At 67.0% G+C, this 20,002-nt stretch carries 21 protein-coding genes; 13 read left to right on the top strand and 8 right to left on the bottom strand.

From position 1 onward, the window contains the following. Nucleotides 1-31: 31 nt before the first annotated feature. Together CHB74_RS09855 and CHB74_RS09860 are read left to right on the top strand one after the other, a co-directional pair. Nucleotides 32-1,216 carry an acetyl-CoA C-acyltransferase gene (locus tag CHB74_RS09855; protein WP_089219472.1) on the top strand — a complete coding sequence of 395 codons (1,185 nt, stop codon included), beginning with the start codon at nt 32-34 and terminating at the stop codon, nt 1,214-1,216. 26 nt (nt 1,217-1,242) lie between these two features. Further along, nucleotides 1,243-2,004 (top strand): SDR family NAD(P)-dependent oxidoreductase, encoded by a 762-nt coding sequence (locus CHB74_RS09860; protein WP_089219473.1) that lies wholly within the window; start codon nt 1,243-1,245, stop codon nt 2,002-2,004. A gap of 27 nt (nt 2,005-2,031) precedes the next feature. On the opposite strand, the gene CHB74_RS09865 is transcribed toward CHB74_RS09860, so the two are convergent. The 4 genes from CHB74_RS09865 to alr all read right to left on the bottom strand — a co-directional run bounded on the left by CHB74_RS09865 (nt 2,032) and on the right by alr (nt 7,153). Then, nucleotides 2,032-4,236 (bottom strand): penicillin acylase family protein, encoded by a 2,205-nt coding sequence (locus CHB74_RS09865; RefSeq protein WP_089219474.1) that lies wholly within the window; start codon nt 4,234-4,236, stop codon nt 2,032-2,034. A 139-nt stretch (nt 4,237-4,375) separates the two neighbouring features. Beyond that, nucleotides 4,376-4,723: a RidA family protein gene (locus CHB74_RS09870; protein ID WP_179220795.1), complete on the bottom strand. Its 348-nt coding sequence runs from the start codon at nt 4,721-4,723 to the stop codon at nt 4,376-4,378. Nucleotides 4,724-4,748: 25 nt separating this feature from the next. After that, nucleotides 4,749-6,008: a D-amino acid dehydrogenase gene (locus CHB74_RS09875; RefSeq protein WP_089219476.1), complete on the bottom strand. Its 1,260-nt coding sequence runs from the start codon at nt 6,006-6,008 to the stop codon at nt 4,749-4,751. Beyond that, on the bottom strand, nt 6,005-7,153 hold the full coding sequence (gene alr / locus CHB74_RS09880) for an alanine racemase (RefSeq protein WP_089219477.1): 1,149 nt from the start codon (nt 7,151-7,153) through the stop codon (nt 6,005-6,007). The genes CHB74_RS09875 and alr overlap by 4 nt, the downstream gene beginning before the upstream one ends. Before the next feature lie 119 nt (nt 7,154-7,272). Here alr and CHB74_RS09885 point away from each other — a divergent pair, with 119 nt between their 5' ends. The 3 genes from CHB74_RS09885 (at nt 7,273) to CHB74_RS09895 (ending at nt 9,722) form a co-directional block, all read left to right on the top strand. Continuing rightward, on the top strand, nt 7,273-7,737 hold the full coding sequence (locus CHB74_RS09885; protein WP_245842795.1) for an Lrp/AsnC family transcriptional regulator: 465 nt from the start codon (nt 7,273-7,275) through the stop codon (nt 7,735-7,737). Between the two features lie 205 nt (nt 7,738-7,942). After that, a complete protein-coding gene (locus tag CHB74_RS09890; protein ID WP_089219479.1) occupies nt 7,943-9,235 on the top strand; it encodes an Hsp70 family protein in 1,293 nt (430 codons plus the stop codon). Nucleotides 9,236-9,332: 97 nt separating this feature from the next. Continuing rightward, the gene (locus CHB74_RS09895) at nt 9,333-9,722 is read left to right on the top strand and encodes a group II truncated hemoglobin (RefSeq protein WP_425442264.1); all 390 of its coding nucleotides are present in this window, start codon (nt 9,333-9,335) and stop codon (nt 9,720-9,722) included. Between the two features lie 55 nt (nt 9,723-9,777). Here the strand turns inward: CHB74_RS09895 and CHB74_RS09900 are convergent, their stop codons facing one another. Together CHB74_RS09900 and CHB74_RS09905 are read right to left on the bottom strand one after the other, a co-directional pair. Next, nucleotides 9,778-10,176, bottom strand: a complete 399-nt coding sequence (locus CHB74_RS09900) for an ArsR/SmtB family transcription factor (RefSeq protein ID WP_089219481.1) — start codon at nt 10,174-10,176, stop codon at nt 9,778-9,780. Continuing rightward, on the bottom strand, nt 10,173-10,796 hold the full coding sequence (locus CHB74_RS09905; protein ID WP_089219593.1) for a peroxiredoxin: 624 nt from the start codon (nt 10,794-10,796) through the stop codon (nt 10,173-10,175). Before CHB74_RS09905 ends, CHB74_RS09900 begins: the two co-directional genes overlap by 4 nt. Before the next feature lie 101 nt (nt 10,797-10,897). Between CHB74_RS09905 and CHB74_RS09910 the strand changes: the two genes are divergently transcribed. The 6 genes from CHB74_RS09910 to gdhA all read left to right on the top strand — a co-directional run bounded on the left by CHB74_RS09910 (nt 10,898) and on the right by gdhA (nt 16,917). Further along, nucleotides 10,898-11,815: an MBL fold metallo-hydrolase gene (locus CHB74_RS09910; protein ID WP_089219594.1), complete on the top strand. Its 918-nt coding sequence runs from the start codon at nt 10,898-10,900 to the stop codon at nt 11,813-11,815. After that, nucleotides 11,815-12,252 carry a YeeE/YedE family protein gene (locus tag CHB74_RS09915; protein WP_089219595.1) on the top strand — a complete coding sequence of 146 codons (438 nt, stop codon included), beginning with the start codon at nt 11,815-11,817 and terminating at the stop codon, nt 12,250-12,252. The genes CHB74_RS09910 and CHB74_RS09915 overlap by 1 nt, the downstream gene beginning before the upstream one ends. Then, entirely contained in the window at nt 12,252-12,659 is a 408-nt protein-coding gene (locus CHB74_RS09920) for a DUF6691 family protein (RefSeq protein WP_179220796.1), read from the top strand. The genes CHB74_RS09915 and CHB74_RS09920 overlap by 1 nt, the downstream gene beginning before the upstream one ends. Nucleotides 12,660-12,688: 29 nt before the next feature. Next, nucleotides 12,689-14,269, top strand: a complete 1,581-nt coding sequence (locus CHB74_RS09925; RefSeq protein WP_089219482.1) for a bifunctional protein tyrosine phosphatase family protein/NAD(P)/FAD-dependent oxidoreductase — start codon at nt 12,689-12,691, stop codon at nt 14,267-14,269. A gap of 7 nt (nt 14,270-14,276) precedes the next feature. Further along, the gene (locus CHB74_RS09930) at nt 14,277-15,074 is read left to right on the top strand and encodes a sulfite exporter TauE/SafE family protein (RefSeq protein ID WP_089219483.1); all 798 of its coding nucleotides are present in this window, start codon (nt 14,277-14,279) and stop codon (nt 15,072-15,074) included. Nucleotides 15,075-15,567: 493 nt separating this feature from the next. Continuing rightward, nucleotides 15,568-16,917 carry an NADP-specific glutamate dehydrogenase gene (gdhA, locus tag CHB74_RS09935; RefSeq protein WP_218821417.1) on the top strand — a complete coding sequence of 450 codons (1,350 nt, stop codon included), beginning with the start codon at nt 15,568-15,570 and terminating at the stop codon, nt 16,915-16,917. Between the two features lie 80 nt (nt 16,918-16,997). Here the strand turns inward: gdhA and nadB are convergent, their stop codons facing one another. Continuing rightward, nucleotides 16,998-18,581, bottom strand: a complete 1,584-nt coding sequence (gene nadB, locus CHB74_RS09940; RefSeq protein WP_089219485.1) for an L-aspartate oxidase — start codon at nt 18,579-18,581, stop codon at nt 16,998-17,000. Then, nucleotides 18,574-19,497 carry an ABC transporter ATP-binding protein gene (locus tag CHB74_RS09945; RefSeq protein WP_089219486.1) on the bottom strand — a complete coding sequence of 308 codons (924 nt, stop codon included), beginning with the start codon at nt 19,495-19,497 and terminating at the stop codon, nt 18,574-18,576. Before CHB74_RS09945 ends, nadB begins: the two co-directional genes overlap by 8 nt. 118 nt (nt 19,498-19,615) lie before the next feature. On the opposite strand from CHB74_RS09945, the gene CHB74_RS22630 reads away from it, so the two are divergent. Continuing rightward, nucleotides 19,616-19,750 carry a hypothetical protein gene (locus CHB74_RS22630; protein WP_281253533.1) on the top strand — a complete coding sequence of 45 codons (135 nt, stop codon included), beginning with the start codon at nt 19,616-19,618 and terminating at the stop codon, nt 19,748-19,750. Between the two features lie 33 nt (nt 19,751-19,783). Then, the gene (locus CHB74_RS09950) at nt 19,784-19,990 is read left to right on the top strand and encodes a zinc-finger domain-containing protein (RefSeq protein ID WP_089219487.1); all 207 of its coding nucleotides are present in this window, start codon (nt 19,784-19,786) and stop codon (nt 19,988-19,990) included. Nucleotides 19,991-20,002 lie beyond the last annotated feature (12 nt).

Here is a 20,002-nt window from a genome sequence, read left to right on the forward strand (position 1 = left end):
GCGGATGCGCCCCCTGAAAGGTCGTTGCTTCATGTCCGCAGATCCCGTCGTCATCGCCGCTTATGCCCGCACGCCGATGGGCGGCTTCCAGGGCGCGCTGTCGGGCGCATCGGCCACCGATCTCGGCGCGGCGGCGGTCCGGGCGGCGGTGGAACGCGCCGGCGTCGCGCCGACCGCGATCGAGCGGATCTATATGGGCTGCGTGCTGCCCGCAGGGCTTGGCCAGGCCCCCGCGCGGCAGGCGGCACTCGGCGCCGGCCTGCCCCGTTCGGTGGAAGCCACCACCGTCAACAAGATGTGCGGATCGGGCATGCAGGCCGCGATCATGGCGGCCGAGGCGCTCGCTGCGGGGTCGGTCGACATGATCGTCGCCGGCGGCATGGAGAGCATGACCAACGCGCCTTATGCGCTGCCCAAGCACCGCTCGGGCGCGCGCATCGGCCATGATCGCGTGATCGACACGATGATGATGGACGGGCTGGAAGACGCCTATGACAAGGGCAAGCCGATGGGCGCCTTTGCCGAGGACACGGCCCGCGACTATCAGTTCAGCCGCGAGGAGCAGGACGCCTATGCGCTCCGCTCGCTCGCCCGCGCGAACGAGGCGATCGCCAGCGGCGCCTTCGCCCGCGAAATCGTCGCGGTCGAGGTCGCGACGCGCAAGGGCCCGGTGACGATCGATACCGACGAACAGCCCGGCAATGCCCGGCCGGACAAGATTCCCGCGCTCAAGCCCGCTTTCGCCAAGGACGGCACGATCACCGCCGCCAGCTCCGCCTCGATCTCCGATGGCGCGGCGGCGCTGGTGATGACGCGCGCCAGCGTAGCGCAGGCGCAGGGCCTCAAGGTCGCCGCGCGGGTGGTGGCGCATGCCGCCCACGCCCATGAACCGGCACTGTTCACCACCGCGCCGGTCGATGCGATCCGCAAGGTGCTGGCCAAGGCCGGCTGGTCGGTCGCCGACGTCGATCTGTTCGAGGTGAACGAGGCGTTCGCCGTCGTGCCGATGATCGCCGCGCGCGAACTCGACATTCCGGCCGAAAAGCTCAACGTCAATGGCGGCGCCACCGCGCTCGGCCATCCGATCGGCGCGTCGGGCGCGCGGATCATCGCCACGCTGATCGCGGCGCTCGAACATCGCGGCGCGAAGCGCGGCGTCGCCAGCCTCTGCATCGGCGGCGGCGAAGCGACCGCCATCGCCATCGAACTCGCCTGACGCGACCGCCAACAAAGGGGATTATCATGGATTATGCGAACCACGCCGCGATCGTGACCGGCGGCGCCTCGGGCCTTGGCGGCGCGACGGCGAAGATGCTGGCGGCCAAGGGCTGCAAGGTCGCGATCTTCGATCTCAACGAGGATGCCGGCCAGGCCGCCGCCGCCGAAATCGGCGGCCGCTTCTTCAAGGTCAACGTCGCCGACGATGCCAGCGCGGCGGATGCGATCGCGGCGGCGGAAGCGGCGCACGGCGTTGCCCGCATCCTCGTCAACTGCGCGGGCATCGCCCCCGCGATCAAGACCTTCAACCGCGAATATGTGCCCCATCCGCTTGATGGCTTCCGCAAGGCGGTCGAGGTCAATCTGATCGGCACCTTCAACATGATCTCGAAGGTATCGGCACGGCTGGCGCAGGCTGATCCGGTGGGCGAGGAACGCGGCGTGATCGTCAACACCGCCAGCGTCGCCGCTTATGACGGGCAGATCGGCCAGGCTGCCTATGCCGCGTCCAAGGGCGGCGTCGTCGGCCTCACTCTGCCGGTCGCGCGCGATCTCGCAAGCCATGCGATCCGCGTCGTCACCATCGCGCCGGGCATCTTCTGGACGCCGATGCTGGCGGGCCTGCCGCCGGCGGCAACGGAATCGCTCGGCAAGCAGGTGCCCTTCCCCAGCCGGCTCGGCAAGCCGGAGGAATATGCCCAGCTGGTCGATTCGATCATCGCCAACCCCATGCTCAATGGCGAGGTGATCCGCCTCGACGGCGCCATCCGCATGGCGCCGAAATAAGGTTGAGCGACATACCCGGCCGGGTGCTCAGCGTTTCTCGCCCGGCCGGTAGCTGCTGGCGGTGTGGCGGCGCAGGTCGGCCGGGTCGAACCGCACCTCGCGCAGTGCACCATCGGCATAACGCTGTGCCTGATCGCTGAAATGGGGCGATGCCGGATCGCCGCTCTGGCCACCGGCATTGATCGCCCAGGCGCGCGGCTTCGGGCCGAACTGGACGACAGCGACGAAGCTGTTGCCCAGCGTGCCATAATAACGCTTCGTGCCCGGATAGGGCTTCGCCCCGAACGCGGCGAGCGAGCCCCATTGCGATGAGGTGAAGGGCACGGCGATGCTGGGCTTCGCATCGTCGAAGGTCTGGACGATCGCGCCGTCATTGCGCTGGAAGCGGTTGATGTCTCCCCATGGCACCGCGATCCGCCCGAAATCCCGGGTCAGCCGGTCGGCGGCAGCAGCCAGCGCGGCGAGCCGTTGGTCATCGACGGCGCGATCGGCGGCATAGTCCCACACCGACAGTCCGGCCGCCTTGGCGGGTGCGGCGATTTCGGCCCACAGCGCCTCGCCCCAGAAGATCGCGAGCGAGGTCGGCGCGGAATCACGTGCCCAGCGATAATCCCAGCCGCGCAGCAGCGCGATGGCCGGCGCCAGCCCGGCGCGCTGCGGATCGGCGGCGGGCAGCCGGTCATAAGCGGCGATCAGCCCCGGCAGCAGCCGGGCGAAGGCGGTCAGATAGGGATCGTAGGCGGCGGCGGTCAGCGATTGCGGGGTGAAATCGCGGATGTCGGCAAGCACGCGTTCGGCATGGGGCCCGCGTGGATTTTCGCCCGCCTGATCCATGTAGCGCGGGAAGGCGGCACGCTTCGGGCTGTCGGCACCGGCCGCCGTCCACGGCCAGTTATTGGTGTTCATCGCCCAGCCATTGGCCGGGTTCACCGCCTGCGGCAGGCTTTCCAGGCTGTGCAGCCCCTTCCAGTCGGTGGCCGGATCGCTGCCGTCGACCGGCTTGCGATAATCGAAGCGATCGTCGCGGATCGGCACGAATTGCGGGTGGAGATAGGCGATCTCGCCCTTGCTGCTGGCGAACAGCGTGTTGTTGGACGAATTGGCCTGCAGCCGGGCGACCTTCAGGAAGCTCGCATAATCGCTCGCCTTGGTACGCAGGAAGCTCTGTTCGAGCGCGGCGACCGGCCGGTTCATCAGCGCAAAGGCGATCCACTTGCCATCCGCCTCGCGCACGATCGGCCCATGGTGCGTGGCATAAGTGGTGAAGCGGCGTTCGCGCATTTCACCATCCGCGCCCCGGAAACGCAGCGTAACCGGCTTTTCGGTGACGGCACGGCGTTCCTTGCCATAGCGATAGGTCAGGCGGCCATCCTCGCCGCGCGCGATCGTCTCGGCAAACTCATCGACATTGTCGATGCCGCTCGACGTGTGCATCCAGCCGGCCTTGGCGTTGAAGCCCTGATAGATGAAGAACTGCCCCCAGGTCGCCGCGCCATAGGCGTTGAGGCCCTCGTCGCTCGTCACCTGCTGTTCGGATCGGAAGAAGAAGCTGGTATGCGGGTTGATCAGCAGCAGCGCGTGGCCGTCGCGGGTGCGCGACGGCGCGATGGCAAAGCCGTTCGACCCCTGCGGCTCGCGATAGAGCAGGCCCTTTTCGGCGTCGGTCATCGCGATCGCGCGCTTGTCGTAGAAAGCCTGCAACTGGGTCAGCGGCACGCGTTCGATGTCGCCGCCGATGCTGCCCTCGCTGAAGCTCAGCGCCATCCACGGCTCGAACCGGGTAATGACGCGCGGCCGCACTTCAGGGTGCGTGGCAAGATAATGGTTCAGCCCGTCCGCCCAGGCCTGCATCAACCGCTGCAGCCACGGCGGGGATTGCGCATAATCGGCCTTCAGCCTTTCAGGATCGACGAACAGGCGCTGGCGCAGATCCTGCCAGATCGCCTTTTCGCCCTCGGCTTCGGCCAGCCGGCCAAGGCTGACGAGATAGTTGGTCTCGATCCGGTTGAAGTCGTCCTCGGCCTGGGCATAGATCATGCCGAACACGGCGTCGGCGTCGCTTTTGCCCTTAACATGGGCAATGCCCCAATCGTCGCGGGTGATGGTGACGCGGGCGGCCTGCGCGGCCCAGGCGGCGCCCTCGTCCCGCGCCTCTACCGGGGCGGCCATCAGGGCCGGCGCGAGGAGCGGGGCCAGAACGATCAGGCGAATGCGGGGGAGGAGCTTGCTCATTCGCCTGCGCTAGATCGAAGCGGCACGGGCGGCAAGGCGGGCGGCGTGGCGCGGATGGGCGCCGCCAGACACCCCGGCCGGTTCGCCCTCCGGCGGGCGAGCGAACCGGCGCGATGGTCAGGGCCGTGCGGGCACCGCGTCAGTCACATGCCGCGACGACGATGATCTCCACCTTGTAATCGGGCGTCGCCAGGCGGGATTCCCCGGTCGCCCGCGCCGGCGCGTTGGCGGTATCGACCCATGCGTCCCACACCGCGTTCATCTCGGCGAAGGTCGTCATGTCCGCCAGCCAGATCGTCGCCGAAAGGATCCGCGACTTGTCCGAACCCGCCTGCGCCAGCAGATCGTCGATCTGGCCGAGGATGGTGCGCGTCTGAACCGTCACGCTCTCGCCGGGGGAACCGACCTGGCCCGCCAGATAGACGGTGTTTCCGTGAATCACGGCCTGGCTCATCCGGGGGCCGGCCTCAAGGCGGCGAATGGTCATCATGCAGTCCTTTCGGTTTGTGAAGTCAGCGCCTTGCGTAGCGCGCGATTGACAGGTCGCGGGTGTCGATGGCCGGCGGCCTGCCGCTCACCATATCGGCAAGCACATGGCCGGAGCCGCACGCCATGGTCCAGCCCAGCGTGCCATGCCCGGTGTTGAGAAACAGATTGTCGTAGGCTGTCGCCCCGATCACCGGCGTGCCATCGGGCGTCATCGGCCGCAGCCCCGACCAATAGGTCGCGGCCGCCAGATCGCCGGCGCCGGGGAACAGATCGCCCACCGAATGCGCCAGCGTGGCGCGCCGGCGTTCGGGCAGCACATTGTTATAGCCAGAAATCTCCGCCATGCCGCCAACCCGGATGCGATCGCCCAGGCGCGTGATCGCGATCTTGTAGGTCTCGTCCATCAGCGTCGAGACCGGCGCGCGCGCGGCATCGGTGATCGGCACGGTGATCGAATAGCCCTTCACCGGATAGACCGGCAGCTTCAGCCCCAGCGGCGCCAGCATGCGCGCCGAATAGCTGCCGAGGGCTACGACATAGGCATCGGCGGTCAGCAGGCCGCGATCCGTCCGCACCCCGGTGATCCGGCCGCCCGCGGTCTCCAGCGCCGCGATATTGACGCCATAATCGAACGCGACACCTTTCCGGGCGGCGAGCGCGGCAAGCGCATTGGTGAATTTGAAGCAATCACCGGTTTCGTCATTGGGAAGGCGCAAACCCCCGGTCAGCTTGTGGGCGACGCTGGCAAGGCCCGGTTCGGCGGCGACGCAGCCGGCGGGATCGAGGATCTCGAACGGCACGCCGCCGGCGCGCAGCACCTCGACGTCCTTGGCGATGCCGTCCAGCTGCTTTTGCGTGCGGAACACCTGCAAGGTGCCCTGCATCCGTTCGTCATAGGCAATGCCGGTTTCGCCGCGCAGGTCGATCAGCCGGTCGCGGCTGAACTCCGCAAGCCGGACCATGCGGCTCTTGTTGATGGCGTAACGCGCGCTCGTGCAGTTGCGCAACATGGCGAACAGCCAGCCAAGCATCTCGCGATCGACCTGCGGGCGCAGGATCAGCGGGGCATGCTCCATCAGCAGCCACTTGATCGCCTTTTGCGGTATGCCCGGCGCCGCCCAGGGCGATGCATAGCCGGGCGAGATTTCGCCCGCATTGGCGAAGCTCGTCTCCAGCGCCGGCCCCGCCTGCCGGTCGACAAGGCGGACCTCATGGCCGGCCTGCGCCAGATACCAGGCCGACGTCACACCGATGACGCCGCCCCCCAGAATGATGATCTTCATGCTGCGTTCGTCCGCGCGTGACGGGCGGGCTCGCGATAATGGCGATGATAGCGCCCGCCGAGACTGGTCAGGATCTCGTAGGAAATGGTGCCCGCGTCGCGCGCCAGCGTGTCGAGCGACTGGCTGGCCCCGATCAGCTCGACCCAGTCGCCCGGCGCAAGCGCGCCTTCCGCCAGCGACGAGGCATCGAGCGTGATGCTGTCCATCGAAACCCGCCCGGCGATCGGCAGGCGATGCCCTTTGAACCACGCCGCCCCGCTATTGCCGAGCGAGCGGGGCAAGCCGTCGGCATAGCCGACGCCGATCGTCGCGATCCGCGTCGGGCGCTTCACCCGGAAACTGTGGCCATAGCCGACCCCGCTTCCCGCCGGCACGGTGCGCAGCTGGATCACGCGGGCGTCGAGCGCGATCACGGGGCGCATCGGGTTCGCCGGACCGTCATGGGGCGCCCCGCCATAAAGCGCCACGCCCGCGCGGACGACATCGCCGTGGAAGCCCGCCGGCAGGAAGGCGCCGCCCGAATTGGCCAGCGACATGGGCGTGCCGGGAAAATGCTTCGCCAGCGCGGTGAAACTCGCAAGCTGCGCCGCGTTGGCCGGATGATCCGCCTCGTCGGCGCAGGCCAGGTGGCTCATCACCATCAGCAGCGAAATGTGCGCCTTGAAGGCGGACGTGCCGGCCAGCCGCACCGCATCCTCGGGCGCGAGGCCAAGCCGCGACATGCCCGAATCCACCTGCAGCACCGCCGGCAGCGGGCGACCGATGGCGCGCGCGGCAGCCTGCCAGCGGCGCGCCTGATCCAGGGAATTGAGGACGGGCACGATGTCCGTGCGCGCGCAGGCCGCTTCGCTGCCCGGCATCAATCCGTTGAGAACATAGACCGTCGCGCCGGCCGGTATCAGCGGGCGGAGCGCCAGCGCCTCGGCCAGATGCGCGACGAAATAGTCGCGGCAACCCACTTCGTGGAGCGCGCCCGCCACCCGGCCGGCGCCCAGCCCATAGGCATCGGCCTTCACCACGGCGGCAAGCCGGGCCGGCGCCACCCTCGATCGGATCGCGCGATAATTCTCGACAAGCGCGGCAAGGTCGATCCGCAACCGCCCGCCCGCCATCGCGGATGCATCATGTTCGAACTGGTAACTCATCCGCTCCTCCTGCAAGGGAGGCTAGGGCATCATCATTCGAATGAATGTCGATTTATCGGTGAAATATGCGAAGAATCGCGCATACTTGCGATGTTCGAGCACCTGATTGGAGGAATCTTGTGTCGATCGACGCTATCGACCGCAACATCATCCGGCTGCTGCGCCGCGATGGCCGGATGCCGAACAGCGATCTTGCCGCGCAGGTCGGTCTATCTCCGTCGGCCTGCCTGCGTCGCGTCAGGCAGCTTGAGGCGAGCGGCACGATTCGCGGATACACCGCCATCGTCGCCGGCGCGGCGGATGACGGCATCATCGCGATCGTGCGGATCACCCTCGAACGGCAGACGGAGGCCTATCTCAACCGTTTCGAGGCCGCGGTCAGATCGCATCCCGAAATCCAGGAATGTTTCCTGATGACCGGCGATGCCGATTATATCCTGCGCGCATCGGCCCCCAATGCTGCCGCTTATGAGTTGATACACAAGGAAATCCTGTCCCGCCTGCCCGGGGTCGTGCGGATCCATTCCAGCATCGCGATGCGCAACGTGCTGCACCCGGCCACCCCAGCGGCGCGATCGCGCTAGGCCGATTCCGCGACAGACGGAATCATCCCCAGCTCGAAAATCGCAATATCGCAACATCATGAAGCCGCCATCCGATGCCATGGGATCGAAAGCCGCCCGGCAAAGGCGCGGCAACCGGGCCATCATGGCTTGCGGCGGCGGGCCCCGGGGTTCATAGGCGCCGGCCCTTTCCCATCCGCCGCTTCTTTCCGTGGAGACCCCCGCCATGTCACGCGCCGCGCTCGGCCTCGATTTCGGCACGACCAACAGCGTCGTCGCCCTGGCCGACGCGCCCGGGCAATCGGACCTGCTGTCCTTCGCCGGCGATGGCGCCACCGGCGCGGTCTTCCGTTCAGCCCTGTGCTATTGGCATGATGATGGCGTGCGCGGCGGGCTGGCACATGAGGCGGGCCCGTGGGCGATCGCCGAATATCTGGAATATCCGCAGGACAGCCGCTTCATCCAGTCGTTCAAGTCGGTCGCCGCCAGCGCCGCCTTCGAACATGCCACCGTGTTCGAAAAACGCTTCCGCTTCGAAGAGCTAGGCCGTCACTTCATCGAACGGATGGTCGCCCATGCGGGCGGGCGGCTGAACGACCGGCCCGAACGGATCATCGTCGGCCGGCCCGTCGAATATGCCGGCGGCCGGCCCGATCCCGTGCTGGCGCGGCAACGCTATGATCGCATGTTCGAAGGCTTCGGCACCGAAATCCATTATGTCCACGAACCGCTCGGCGCGGCGTTCAGCTATGCATCGCGGATCACCGATCCCGCCACCATCCTGGTCGCCGATTTCGGCGGCGGCACCAGCGATTTCTCGATCGTCCGCATCGGTGCGCCGGGGGATGCGCGGCGCTGCGTGCCGCTGGGCTCGGCCGGCATCGGCATCGCCGGCGATCGCTTCGATTATCGCATCGTCGACCGGCTGATCCTGCCGATGCTGGGCAAGGGCGGCAGCTACCGCTCCTTCGACAAGGTGCTGGAAATCCCGCGCGGCTATTTCACCGATTTCGCCGATTGGTCGCGGCTGGCACTGATGCGCAATCGCCGCACGATGGAGGAACTCCGCCGGCTGCAAAAGGCCGCGGTCGATCCCGATGCCATCGGCCGGATGATCGCGCTGATCGACAATGAACTCGGCTATCCGCTCTACGATGCGGTCGGCCAGCTCAAGCGCGCGCTGTCCAGCGCCGAACATGCGCCGTTCCACTTCACCGGCGGCGGCCTTGCGATCGACGCCGAGGTCAGCCGCAGCGACTTCGAAGGCTGGATCGCCGAAGATGTCGCGCGGATCGAGGCGACCGTCGATCAGACGCTCGCCAATGCCGGTGTCGCGACTGACACGGTGGACCGGGTGTTCCTGACCGGCGGGTCATCGCTGATCCCCGCCATCCGCCGGCTGTTCGAACAGCGTTTCGGTGGGGAAAAAATCGCCACCGGTGGCGAACTCACCTCGATCGCCCACGGGCTGGCGCTGATCGGGCAGGAGGAGAATCTGGCCGCCTGGACCGCGCAATAAGCCCGATCGGCCACCCCGCCGCCCGCGCCCCGGCCGCCACATCGCCCTTGCGGACACGCAGCGAAGCGCGCAGGGCAAGGGCCGTAAGGAGATGATCTTGGACGCCCAGACCCTGCCCTATCACCGGATCGGCGGTGACGCGGTGATCGCCCGCATCGTCGATCGCTTCTACGATCTGATGGACGGCGAACCGCAATATGCCGAGCTGCGCGCGATCCACGCGCCCGATCTGGCGCCGATGCGCGCCTCGCTCACCGGTTTCCTGATCGCCTGGCTGGGCGGCCCGCAGGATTGGTTCACCGATCGGCCGGGCGCCTGTGTGATGTCCGCCCATGGCAATATCCGGGTGACGCCCGAAACCGCCCGCCAATGGCTCGACGCCATGGCCCGCGCCTTCGCCGAAACCGGCGTCGGCCCCGATGTGGCGGCGATGGTCGGCGAAGCCTTCACCAACATGGCGCAGGCCATGGCGCGCCGGGATTCCTGATCGGCGAAGGTGGCGGTCCGCGACGGCGAACAGGCAGATCTTTGGCTGGCGGCGTTCAAAGAATTCGGGCGAAGCCGGCGACGCCCTGTCGGCGGGGCCCCGGGACGGCGCCCGCCGCCGGCATCGTCCGGCCCGCTGGCGGCAGCGCAGGCATCCCGTCGCCGCCGAAAATGGCTTCGATGGTGCGTACGCACAGCGCCACATCCTCGTCCGCCAGCATATACCAGACCTGCTTGGCCTCCTTGCGGGTCTGCACCAGTTCGGCGCGCCGCAATTCGCCAAGCTGCTGGCTGAGCGCCGGCTGCACCAGCCCGGTAATCTCCGCGATCTCGCCGACATTGCGTTCGCCGCGCAGCAGGCATGACAGGATCATCAGCCGCTGCGGCTGGGCGAAGATCTTGATCTTCTCGGCCGCCAGACCCGCCGCGTCGCGATCCTCATAGAACGCCTTCATGGCCGATCCGCGAAGCGACAGAACCAGTCCGACCCGGCGTCGGCCTGTTCATCGGCCGGCAGCAGCACCGGCTTGCCTTCGTTCCATCCCTCGGGCGTCAGGACATCAGCGCCATCCACCTGCTGCAACGCCCGCAGCAGGCGCAGCATCTCCTCGACCGAGCGGCCGACATTGTGCGGGTAGCAGGTGATCGCGCGGATGATACCGTCGGGGTCGATGAAGAAGGTCGACCGCATCGTCATGCTGTCGGCGGCAGCATCGCTGATCATGCCATAAGCCCGCCCCACCGCCATGCTGGGATCCTCGATGATCGGGAAGGCGATCTCGACGTCAAACAGCTCGCGTAGCGCGCGCACCCAGGCCAGATGGGCGTAGAGGCTGTCGACCGACAGCCCGACCAGCCGGCAGCCGAGCGCATCGAATTCCGCCTGGCGCCGCGCCAAGGCCGCGAATTCCGTGCTGCAGACCGGCGTAAAATCGGCCGGGTGCGAAAAGAAGACCACCCACTCGCCGCGCAGCGCGGACAGCTGGAAATCCCCCTGCGTCGAACGCGCCTGAAAATCGGGCGCGCTGTCGCCGATCCGCAGCGGCTCCGCGGTGCTCATCGTCACATCGTCCATATCCGGTTCCTGCAAGCGGGCCGCCGGCATGGCAAGCCCTTGACACTTTCACAGTTTATAAATACATGATTATTGTAAATATGAAATCAATGGATGTTGCGATGCCCGATACCGCCCTCACCAACGCCTCGGCGCAGATCGCCGGCGCGGCCAAAGACGGGCTTGTCATCAAGGCCTTCTTCGACGCGCCGACCTTCACGGTCAGCTATGTCGTCCATGACGCGGAAACGCGGCGCGCCGCCGTGATCGACAGCGTGCTGCCCTATGATCCCGCTGCGGGGCGCACGTCGCCCGATGCCGCCAATCCCATCATTGCCTATGTCGGCGAACAAGGCTTGACGGTCGACTGGCATCTGGAAACCCACGCCCATGCCGATCACCTGTCGGCCGCGCCCTATCTCCAGCAGAAGCTGGGCGGCCGCATCGCCATCGGCGCCCATATCCGCGAGGTGCAGCAGACCTTCGGCACCCTGTTCAACGCGGGCAGCGATTTCGCGCGTGACGGGTCCGATTTCGATCGACTCTGGTTGGATGGCGACACCTTCGCGATCGGCAATATCCCCGTCACAGTGCTGCACGTGCCGGGCCACACGCCGGCCTGCGTCGCTTATGTGATCGGCGACGCTGTCTTCGTCGGCGACACCATGTTCATGCCGGATTATGGCACGGCGCGCGCCGATTTTCCGGGCGGCGATGCCCGCACCCTGTTCCGCTCGCTCCGCCGGCTGCTCGAACTGCCGGCCGAAACCCGGCTGTTCATGTGCCACGATTATCTTCCCGAAGGGCGCGACCATTATGTCTGGGAAACCAGCGTCGCGGACCAGCGCCTTGCCAATGTCCATGCCCACGACGGGATCAGCGAAGACGCCTTCGTGGCGATGCGCGAAAGCCGCGATCGCACGCTCGCCGTGCCCCGGCTCATCCTGCCGTCGGTGCAGGTCAACATGCGGGCCGGGCACCTGCCGCCGGCTGAAGACAATGGCATCGTCTATCTCAAGATCCCGATGAACCAGCTGTGATCGCCGCTTCCCTTCCTGACGCCCAGCCGGTCGCCGGGCTGATCGGCGGCGCGATGATCGGCGTCGCCGCTGCGATCATGCTGCTCGGTCTTGGCCGGATTGCCGGGGTCAGCGGCCTGGCGGCGCGCGCCGCCGGCATCGCGCGAACCGGCGCGCCGCGCGGCATCGCGCTGGCCTTCATCCTGGGCCTGCCGCTCGGCGCGTTGCTTGTCGCCAGCGTCACGGGCGGAATCAGGGTCAGCTTCCCGGCGACCGGCGTGCTCATCGTCGCCGGGCTGATCGTCGGCATCGGGACAAGCCTGGGGTCGGGTTGCACCAGCGGCCATGGCGTCTGCGGGCTGTCGCGCCTGTCGCGCCGTTCGCTGGTGGCGACCCTGCTGTTCATGGCGAGCGGCTTCGTGACGGTCGCAGCCATGCGCGCAACGGGATGGCTGTGATGGCGCTGCTGCTCGCCCTGCTGTCCGGCACGCTGTTCGGCGCGGGCCTTGTCATCTCAGGCATGGCCGATCCGATGCGCGTGCGCGCCTTTCTCGATCTGTTCGGCGCATGGGATCCAACGCTCGCCTTCGTGATGGCCGGCGCGATCCTGCCGATGGCACTGGCCTGGCGCGTCCAGCGACGGCTGGAACGGCCGTTCGCCGATTCCCGGTTCAGCCTGCCCGAAACCCGTCGCCTCGATGGCAAGCTCGCTTTCGGCGCGATCCTGTTCGGGATCGGCTGGGGCCTGGGCGGGCTCTGCCCCGGCCCCGCGATCGCCGGCCTCGCGCTCGCGCCTGCCTCGGCCGCGCCCTTCGTCCTGGCGATGCTCGCCGGCATGGCGCTCCACCGCTTCACGACACGCTGATCGGCACCGCCCGCGCAAGGAGTATCCCCATGGACATCAAGCCGCTCACCCCGCGCCTTTCCGTTGCCGCGCAATTGCTGCCGCAGGATGTGCAGCGCATCGCGCAGGCCGGGTTCCGCACGATCATCTGCAACCGGCCCGATGGCGAGAGCGCGGACCAGCCGGTGGCGGCGGACATTCGCGCGGCGGCCGATGCGGCCGGCCTCGCCTTCGTGCATATCCCGGCGGTCGCCGGCGCGCTGACCGACGCCGATACCGCCGCGATGCGATCCGCGCTCGACAGCTGTCCCGCGCCGGCGCTGGCCTATTGCCGCTCCGGCGCCCGGGCCGAAGCTCTCGCCCGGATGGCAGGGGCCGTCGACGCCGATGCCGCCCGCTACGACATCGTCATCGTCGGCGGCGGCAGCGCGGGGATGGCCACGGCCGCCAGCATCCTCAAGCGCCGGCGCGGAATCCGCCTTGCGATCGTCGAACCCAGCGACGTGCATTATTACCAGCCGGGCTGGACGATGGTCGGCGCCGGGGTCTTCAACAGCAGCGTCACCCGCCGCAAACAGGCCGGGCTGATCCCCAAGGGCGCGCGATGGATCAAGGCGTCAGCCGTCCAGTTCTGCCCCGACGACAAGCAGGTGATCCTGTCCGATGGCCGTCATATCAGCTATGCCGTGCTCATCGTCTGCCCCGGCCTCAAGCTCGACTGGGATGCGATTCCCGGGCTCGCCGAAACGCTGGGCCGCAACGGCGTAACATCCAATTATCGCTACGATCTGGCGCCCTATACCCACCGGCTCGCCAGGGAGTTTCAGGGCGGGCGGGCGCTGTTCACCCAGCCCGTGATGCCGATCAAATGCGCGGGCGCGCCGCAAAAGGCGATGTATCTCTCCTGCCATCGCTGGGAAAAGTCGGGCATTCTGGCCCGCAGCAACGTCCAGTTCCATTCGGCGGGCGCCGCGCTGTTCGGCGTGCCCGATTATATTCCCGCGCTGATGGAATATGTCGATCGCTACGGCATCCATCTCAATTTCGGGTCGAAGCTGGTCGCGGTCGACGGCGCGGCGCGAACCGCCATCTTCCAACAGAGCGACAGCGAAGGGACGAGGCAGATCGCGGAACGGTTCGACATGATCCATGTCGTCCCACCCCAGATCGCGCCGGACTTCATCCGATCGAGCCCGCTGGCGGCCGCGTCGGGCTTCGTCGAGGTCGACGAGGCGACCTTGCGCCACCCGCGCCATCCCGAAATCTTCGCACTGGGCGATGCCTGCGCCACCTCCAATGCCAAGACGGCCGCGGCGGCGCGCAAGCAGGCGCCGGTGGTGGCGGTCAACGCGCTTGCCGCGCTCGATGGCAGGCCCCCGGTCGCCGCTTATGACGGCTATGGCAGCTGCCCGCTCACGGTCGAAGCCGGCAGGATCGTGCTGGCCGAATTCGGCTATGGCGGGAAATTGCTGCCCAGCTTCCCCCGCTGGCTGATCGACGGCACCCGCCCCTCGCGCCTGTCGTGGCTGCTCAAGGATAGCATTCTGCCCCCCGTCTATTGGCACGGCATGCTCAAGGGTCGCGAATGGATGGTCCGGCCGCAACCGATCGGCACCAGCCTCCAATCATGACCCCGCGATGATGGATATGCTCCAATATGGGCTCGGCGCCGTTTCCGGGGGGCTGGTGGGCTTCGTCCTCGGCCTTGTCGGCGGCGGCGGCTCGATCCTCGCCGTTCCATTGATGGTCTATCTGGTCGGCGTGCCCAACGCCCATGTCGCAATCGGCACGAGCGCGCTCGCCGTCGCCGCCAATGCCGCCGCAGGGCTCGCCAGCCATGCCCGCGCCCATCATGTCAAATGGCGCTGCGGCGGCATCTATGCGGCCGCCGGCATCGTCGGCGCGCTCGCCGGATCGACCTTCGGCAAGATGGTCGATGGCGACAAGCTGCTGTTCCTGTTCGCTTTGGTGATGCTACTGGTCGGCGCGTTGATGCTCAGGGGGCGCGGCAATCCGGGCAATCCCGGCGCGGAATGCAATCGCGAAAAGGCCCCCAAGGTGGTCGCCTATGGGCTGGGCTCGGGTGTTTTCTCAGGCTTTTTCGGGATTGGCGGCGGCTTCCTGATCGTGCCGGGCCTCGTCGCCTCGACGGGAATGCCGATGTTGATGGCGGTCGGGACATCGCTGGTCGCGGTCACCGCGTTCGGCCTGACGACGGCCGCCAACTACGCCTTTTCAGGCCTTGTCGATTGGCCGCTGGCGCTGGTGTTCGTCCTGGGCGGCGTCGCGGGCAGCATTGCCGGCACGCGCCTCGCCGCACGGCTGGGCGGCCAGACCGGGCGGCTTACCACCATCTTCGCCGGGCTGATCTTCGTCGTTGCACTCTACATGCTCTGGCGCAGCGCGGCGGCTTTTCTGCCCGGCGGCGGCCTGTGATTGCGCGAAGAAGCCGCCCACGCCTGCGGGTTTGACTAATCCGCCCCACGCGTGCAACGGGTCCGCCATGCATTCACGCAGCGACCATGTGCGCTTCCGCTACCAAGGGGGGCAGCTTCTCGCGGGCATCTAGCCCCGGGTTACGGCGCTCGATGCCCCGGGCCCGGGGTCAGCAAGAGATTGCGGCACGCCCTGCAGCGGCGCGCCCTCCCCCTGCCGAGATCAAGCGCCATGACCATGCCGACCGGAGAGCATCTCTCCGTCCATCTCCAAGCTCCCGAACGTGAATATCTGACCCTTACGGCGCCGGCATTTGCCGGTGCCTCGCCTGCCGCCCGCGCGCGCGCGTCCGGCTATCCGCACGGCGATCATCGCCACGCCCTGCGGAGCAGCGGGTCAGCCCAAGCCATCCCTTTCTAAGGGCCATTCCCCCGACGCCGATGCCCGGCGGCCGGGACGCCATTCCGTTCACATGCACAAAGGAGACAGGACATTGCCCCGGATCGACGAAAAGCTGCTGCCCATCTTTGAAGACGTCCTGCGGCGCAACGCCGGCGAGACCGAATTTCACCAGGCAGTCGAAGAAGTGCTCGAAAGCCTTGGCACCGTCGTCGCCAAGCACCCGGAATATATGGATAATGCGCTGATCGAGCGGATCTGCGAACCCGAACGGCAGATCATCTTCCGCATTCCCTGGGTGGACGATAAGGGCCAGACGCACATCAATCGCGGCTTCCGCGTCCAGTTCAACTCGGCGCTTGGCCCCTATAAGGGCGGCCTGCGCTTCCACCCGTCGGTCAATGTCGGCATCATCAAGTTCCTGGGTTTCGAACAGACCTTCAAGAATGCGCTGACCGGCCTGCCGATCGGCGGCGGCAAGGGTGGGTCCGATTTCAACCCGCGCGGCCGTTCCGATGGCGAAATCATGCGCTTCTGCCAGTCCTTCATGACCGAGCTCTATCGCCATCTCGGCGAATATACGGACGTGCCGGCGGGCGATATCGGCGTCGGCGCGCGCGAGATCGGCTATCTGTTCGGCCAGTATAAGCGGCTCACCAACCGCTACGAAGCCGGCGTGCTGACTGGCAAGGGGCTGATCTATGGCGGCTCGCGCGCACGCACCGAGGCGACGGGCTATGGCGCGGTCTATTTCATGGATCAGATGCTCAAGACGCGCGGCGACAGCCTCGAAGGCAAGCGCGCGATCGTCTCGGGCTCGGGCAATGTCGCGATCTTCGCGATCGAAAAGATCAAGGAATTCGGCGGCAAGGTCGTCGCCTGTTCGGATTCGTCGGGCTTCATCGTCGACGAAGCCGGCATCGACCTTGAGATCCTGAAGGAAATCAAGCTCGTCCGCCGCGAGCGGCTGTCCGAATATGCACGCCTGAAGGGCGCCGGCGCCTATTCCGCCGAACAAGGCTCGGTCTGGGATGTGCCCTGCGACGTCGCCCTGCCTTCGGCCACGCAGAACGAGCTCAACGGCAATGACGCGGCCACCCTGCTCCGCAACGGCCTGATCGCGGTCGGCGAAGGTGCCAACATGCCGTGCACGCCCGAAGCCGTTCGCCTGTTCCAGAACGCCAACATCCTGTTCGGCCCGGCCAAGGCGGCCAATGCCGGCGGCGTCGCCACATCGGCGCTCGAAATGCAGCAGAACGCCTCGCGCGACAGCTGGACGTTCGAGGAAACCGAAGCCCGTCTGGCGATGATCATGCGCCGCATCCACGATAGCTGCGCCAACACCGCAGAAGCTTACGGCGCACCGGGCAATTATGTGCTCGGCGCCAATGTCACCGGCTTCGTCCGCGTGGCCGAAGCGATGCAGGCGATGGGCGTCATCTGATCCGAAAGGGTGATCGGGGCGTCAGCGCCCCGGTCACCCGCTTTGGAAGCGCCCGTTCCTGCGGTCGCGCGGCGCCGCACCTATGGTACGAGCACGGTATCCTTCGCCTCGGCCAGCGTGTCGGGATAATCCAGCGTATAGTGGAGCCCCCGGCTTTCCTTGCGGCGAAGCGCCGAGCGGATGATGAGTTCGGCCACGTCGACCAGGTTGCGCAGCTCGATCAGATCGGGGCTGACGCGGAAATTGCCGTAATATTCCTCCACCTCGCGCCGCAGCAGCTTGATGCGATGGTGCGCGCGCTCGAGCCGCTTGGTGGTGCGGACGATGCCGACATAATCCCACATGAAGCGGCGGATTTCGCGCCAGTTATGCTGGACGATGACTTCCTCGTCCGAATCCGACACGCGGCTTTCGTCCCACGGGCGGATCGGCGGCGCTTCCGGCATCTCGTCCCAATGCCGCATGATGTGGCCGGCCGCCGCCTCGCCGAAAACAAGGCATTCGAGCAGCGAGTTGGACGCGAGGCGATTGGCGCCGTGGAGGCCCGACTGCGTCACCTCGCCCGCCGCATAGAGGCCCGGCAGGTCGGTGCGGCCCTTGAGGTCCACCAGCACGCCGCCGCAGGTATAATGCTGGGCGGGCACCACCGGGATCGGCTGGGTGGTGATGTCGATGCCCAGCCCCATCAGCTTGGTATAGATGTTGGGGAAATGCTCCCGCACGAAATCCGGCGGCATGTGGCTGATGTCGAGATGGACGTAATCGAGGCCGAGCCGCTTGATTTCATGGTCGATCGCGCGCGCCACCACGTCGCGCGGCGCCAGTTCGCCGCGCGGATCGAAATCGGGCATGAAGCGATGGCCGGTGGTCGGGATCTTCAGCTGCCCGCCTTCGCCGCGCACGGCCTCGGTGATCAGGAAGTTCTTGACCTCCAGATTGTAGAGGCAGGTCGGGTGGAACTGCATGAATTCCATGTTCGACACGCGGCAGCCCGCGCGCCATGCCATCGCGATGCCGTCGCCCGTCGCGCCGCGCGGCGCCGTCGAATAGAGATAGGTGCGGCCCGCCCCGCCGGTCGCCAATATGGTCGCGCGGCCGGTGAACAGCTCGACACGGCCAGTCTGGCGGTTGAGCGCATAGACGCCCCAGACATGGCCTTCGCCCGAATAGCGTTCGCCATGCCGGCCGGTGACGAGGTCGATCGCCACCATGTCGGGCACCAGCGTGATGTTCGGATTGGCGAAGGCCGCCTTTTCCAGCGCCTGCTGGACGGCCCAGCCCGTCGCATCGTCGACATGCACGATCCGGCGATGGCTGTGCCCGCCTTCGCGGGTGAGGTGCCAGCGTTCGGATTCACCCGGATTGAACGGCACGCCCAGCTCGGCCAGCCGCTCGATCGCGCGCGGTGCGTTCTCGACGACATATTCGACCGTGGCGCGGTTGTTGAGCCCGGCGCCGGCGACCATCGTATCCTCGACATGCGCGTCGAAGGTATCGCCGGGCTCCAGCACCGCGGCGATGCCGCCCTGCGCCCAGGCGGTCGACCCCTCGGACAATCCGCCCTTGGCGATCACCGCGACACGGTGCTTTTCGGCGAGGTTGAGCGCCGCGGTCAGCCCCGCGGCGCCCGAACCGATGATGACGACATCGAAGCTGTTAGCCATTGGCCGACCGCGTGAGATTGAGGAACACGTCTTCCAGATCCGCCTCGCGCGTCGAAACGTCGACGATGCCCAGCCCTTCGGCCTGCAACGCCGCCAGCACGCCGCCCGCGTTCAGCTTGTCCTTGCAATAGGTGATGACGACCGTCCGCTCGCTCTTGAGCTCGATCCGGTCGAACAATGGCGAGGCCGGTGGCGCCTTGAGATCGCGATCGACCGTCACCTCCACCGCCTTTTCGCGCGCCATGTTGACGAGTTCGCGAGTCGGCTGGTTGGTGATGAGCTGGCCGTGATTGATGATGGCGATGCGATCGCACAGCTCCTCGGCCTCTTCCAGATAGTGCGTGGTCAGCACCACCGTCACCCCGCCCCGGTTGAGTTCGCGGACATAGGCCCAGAGCTGCTGGCGCAGTTCCACGTCGACACCAGCGGTCGGTTCGTCGAGCACCAGCACCGGCGGCGAATGCACCATCGCCTTGGCGACGAGCAGCCGGCGCTTCATCCCGCCCGAAAGCGAACGGGCATAGGCATTGGCCTTGTCGTCGAGATGGACGGCGCGGAGCAACTCCATCGACCGCCGCTTTTCCTTGGGCACGCCATATAGGCCCGCCTGGATTTCCAGCGTCTCGAACGGCGTGAAGAAGGGATCGAACACGATTTCCTGCGGCACGATCCCGATCGACGCCTTGGCGTTGCGGTGATCGCGGCCGATATCGAATCCCCAGATCTCGGCGGTGCCGCTGGTCTTGTTGACCATGCCGGAAAGGATGTTGATCAGCGTGGACTTGCCCGCGCCATTGGGGCCGAGCAGGCCGAAAATCTGCCCGCGCGGCACATCGAAGCTGACGCCCTTCAGCGCCTGCTTGCCACCGGCATAGGTCTTGGCGAGATCGAGGATGCGGATCGCGGCGTCGGTCATCCCGCCGCTTTAGCGGCCCGCAGGCGGTGGCGCAAAGGGGACGGCAAGGATCGTCACCGACACGACATTAACCAGCTTCCTTCACGTCCCGTTTACGCGAATGGCCGATTCTGCACGCATGTTACACCAGCTGCACCTCCGCCGATCGCGCCGCGCGCTGGCCTGCGCCGCCGTCCTTGCCACTATGCTGGCGACGCTGACGCCGCTGCATCCCGCCCGCGCCGCCGCAACGGCCGCGCATCAGACCGCTTGAACCGCGGCCTTCGGCTGCGCTAGGGGGGCGTTCATGTTGCCGCCGCCCGAATCCACCCGCGTCACCACGTCCCGCGTCGCCTGCGACGGGGCTACCGACATTCCCGCTGGCGCCGCGCTGGGCCACCCCCGCGTCTGGCTTGAGATCGACGAAAAAGGTTTCGCCGATTGCGGCTATTGCGATCGCCGCTTCGTGCTGATCGGCGGCCCTGCGGACGAAACGGCCGGTTCCGACCACTGATCATCCCTTCGA

The organism is Edaphosphingomonas laterariae (assembly GCF_900188165.1).
Taxonomy (GTDB): Bacteria; Pseudomonadota; Alphaproteobacteria; order Sphingomonadales; family Sphingomonadaceae; genus Sphingomonas_E; species Sphingomonas_E laterariae.

What these genes read in the sequence shown, in the direction of transcription:
- CHB74_RS09855 (WP_089219472.1), top strand. Translation starts at nt 32, where the DNA reads ATGTCCGCAGATCCCGTCGTCATCGCCGCTTATGCCCGCACGCCGATG.
- CHB74_RS09860 (WP_089219473.1), top strand. Translation starts at nt 1,243, where the DNA reads ATGGATTATGCGAACCACGCCGCGATCGTGACCGGCGGCGCCTCGGGC.
- CHB74_RS09865 (WP_089219474.1), bottom strand. Translation starts at nt 4,236, where the DNA reads ATGAGCAAGCTCCTCCCCCGCATTCGCCTGATCGTTCTGGCCCCGCTC.
- CHB74_RS09870 (WP_179220795.1), bottom strand. Translation starts at nt 4,723, where the DNA reads ATGACCATTCGCCGCCTTGAGGCCGGCCCCCGGATGAGCCAGGCCGTG.
- CHB74_RS09875 (WP_089219476.1), bottom strand. Translation starts at nt 6,008, where the DNA reads ATGAAGATCATCATTCTGGGGGGCGGCGTCATCGGTGTGACGTCGGCC.
- alr (WP_089219477.1), bottom strand. Translation starts at nt 7,153, where the DNA reads ATGAGTTACCAGTTCGAACATGATGCATCCGCGATGGCGGGCGGGCGG.
- CHB74_RS09890 (WP_089219479.1), top strand. Translation starts at nt 7,943, where the DNA reads ATGTCACGCGCCGCGCTCGGCCTCGATTTCGGCACGACCAACAGCGTC.
- CHB74_RS09900 (WP_089219481.1), bottom strand. Translation starts at nt 10,176, where the DNA reads ATGAAGGCGTTCTATGAGGATCGCGACGCGGCGGGTCTGGCGGCCGAG.
- CHB74_RS09905 (WP_089219593.1), bottom strand. Translation starts at nt 10,796, where the DNA reads ATGGACGATGTGACGATGAGCACCGCGGAGCCGCTGCGGATCGGCGAC.
- CHB74_RS09910 (WP_089219594.1), top strand. Translation starts at nt 10,898, where the DNA reads ATGCCCGATACCGCCCTCACCAACGCCTCGGCGCAGATCGCCGGCGCG.
- CHB74_RS09920 (WP_179220796.1), top strand. Translation starts at nt 12,252, where the DNA reads ATGGCGCTGCTGCTCGCCCTGCTGTCCGGCACGCTGTTCGGCGCGGGC.
- CHB74_RS09925 (WP_089219482.1), top strand. Translation starts at nt 12,689, where the DNA reads ATGGACATCAAGCCGCTCACCCCGCGCCTTTCCGTTGCCGCGCAATTG.
- CHB74_RS09930 (WP_089219483.1), top strand. Translation starts at nt 14,277, where the DNA reads ATGATGGATATGCTCCAATATGGGCTCGGCGCCGTTTCCGGGGGGCTG.
- nadB (WP_089219485.1), bottom strand. Translation starts at nt 18,581, where the DNA reads ATGGCTAACAGCTTCGATGTCGTCATCATCGGTTCGGGCGCCGCGGGG.
- CHB74_RS09945 (WP_089219486.1), bottom strand. Translation starts at nt 19,497, where the DNA reads ATGACCGACGCCGCGATCCGCATCCTCGATCTCGCCAAGACCTATGCC.
- CHB74_RS22630 (WP_281253533.1), top strand. Translation starts at nt 19,616, where the DNA reads ATGTTACACCAGCTGCACCTCCGCCGATCGCGCCGCGCGCTGGCCTGC.
- CHB74_RS09950 (WP_089219487.1), top strand. Translation starts at nt 19,784, where the DNA reads ATGTTGCCGCCGCCCGAATCCACCCGCGTCACCACGTCCCGCGTCGCC.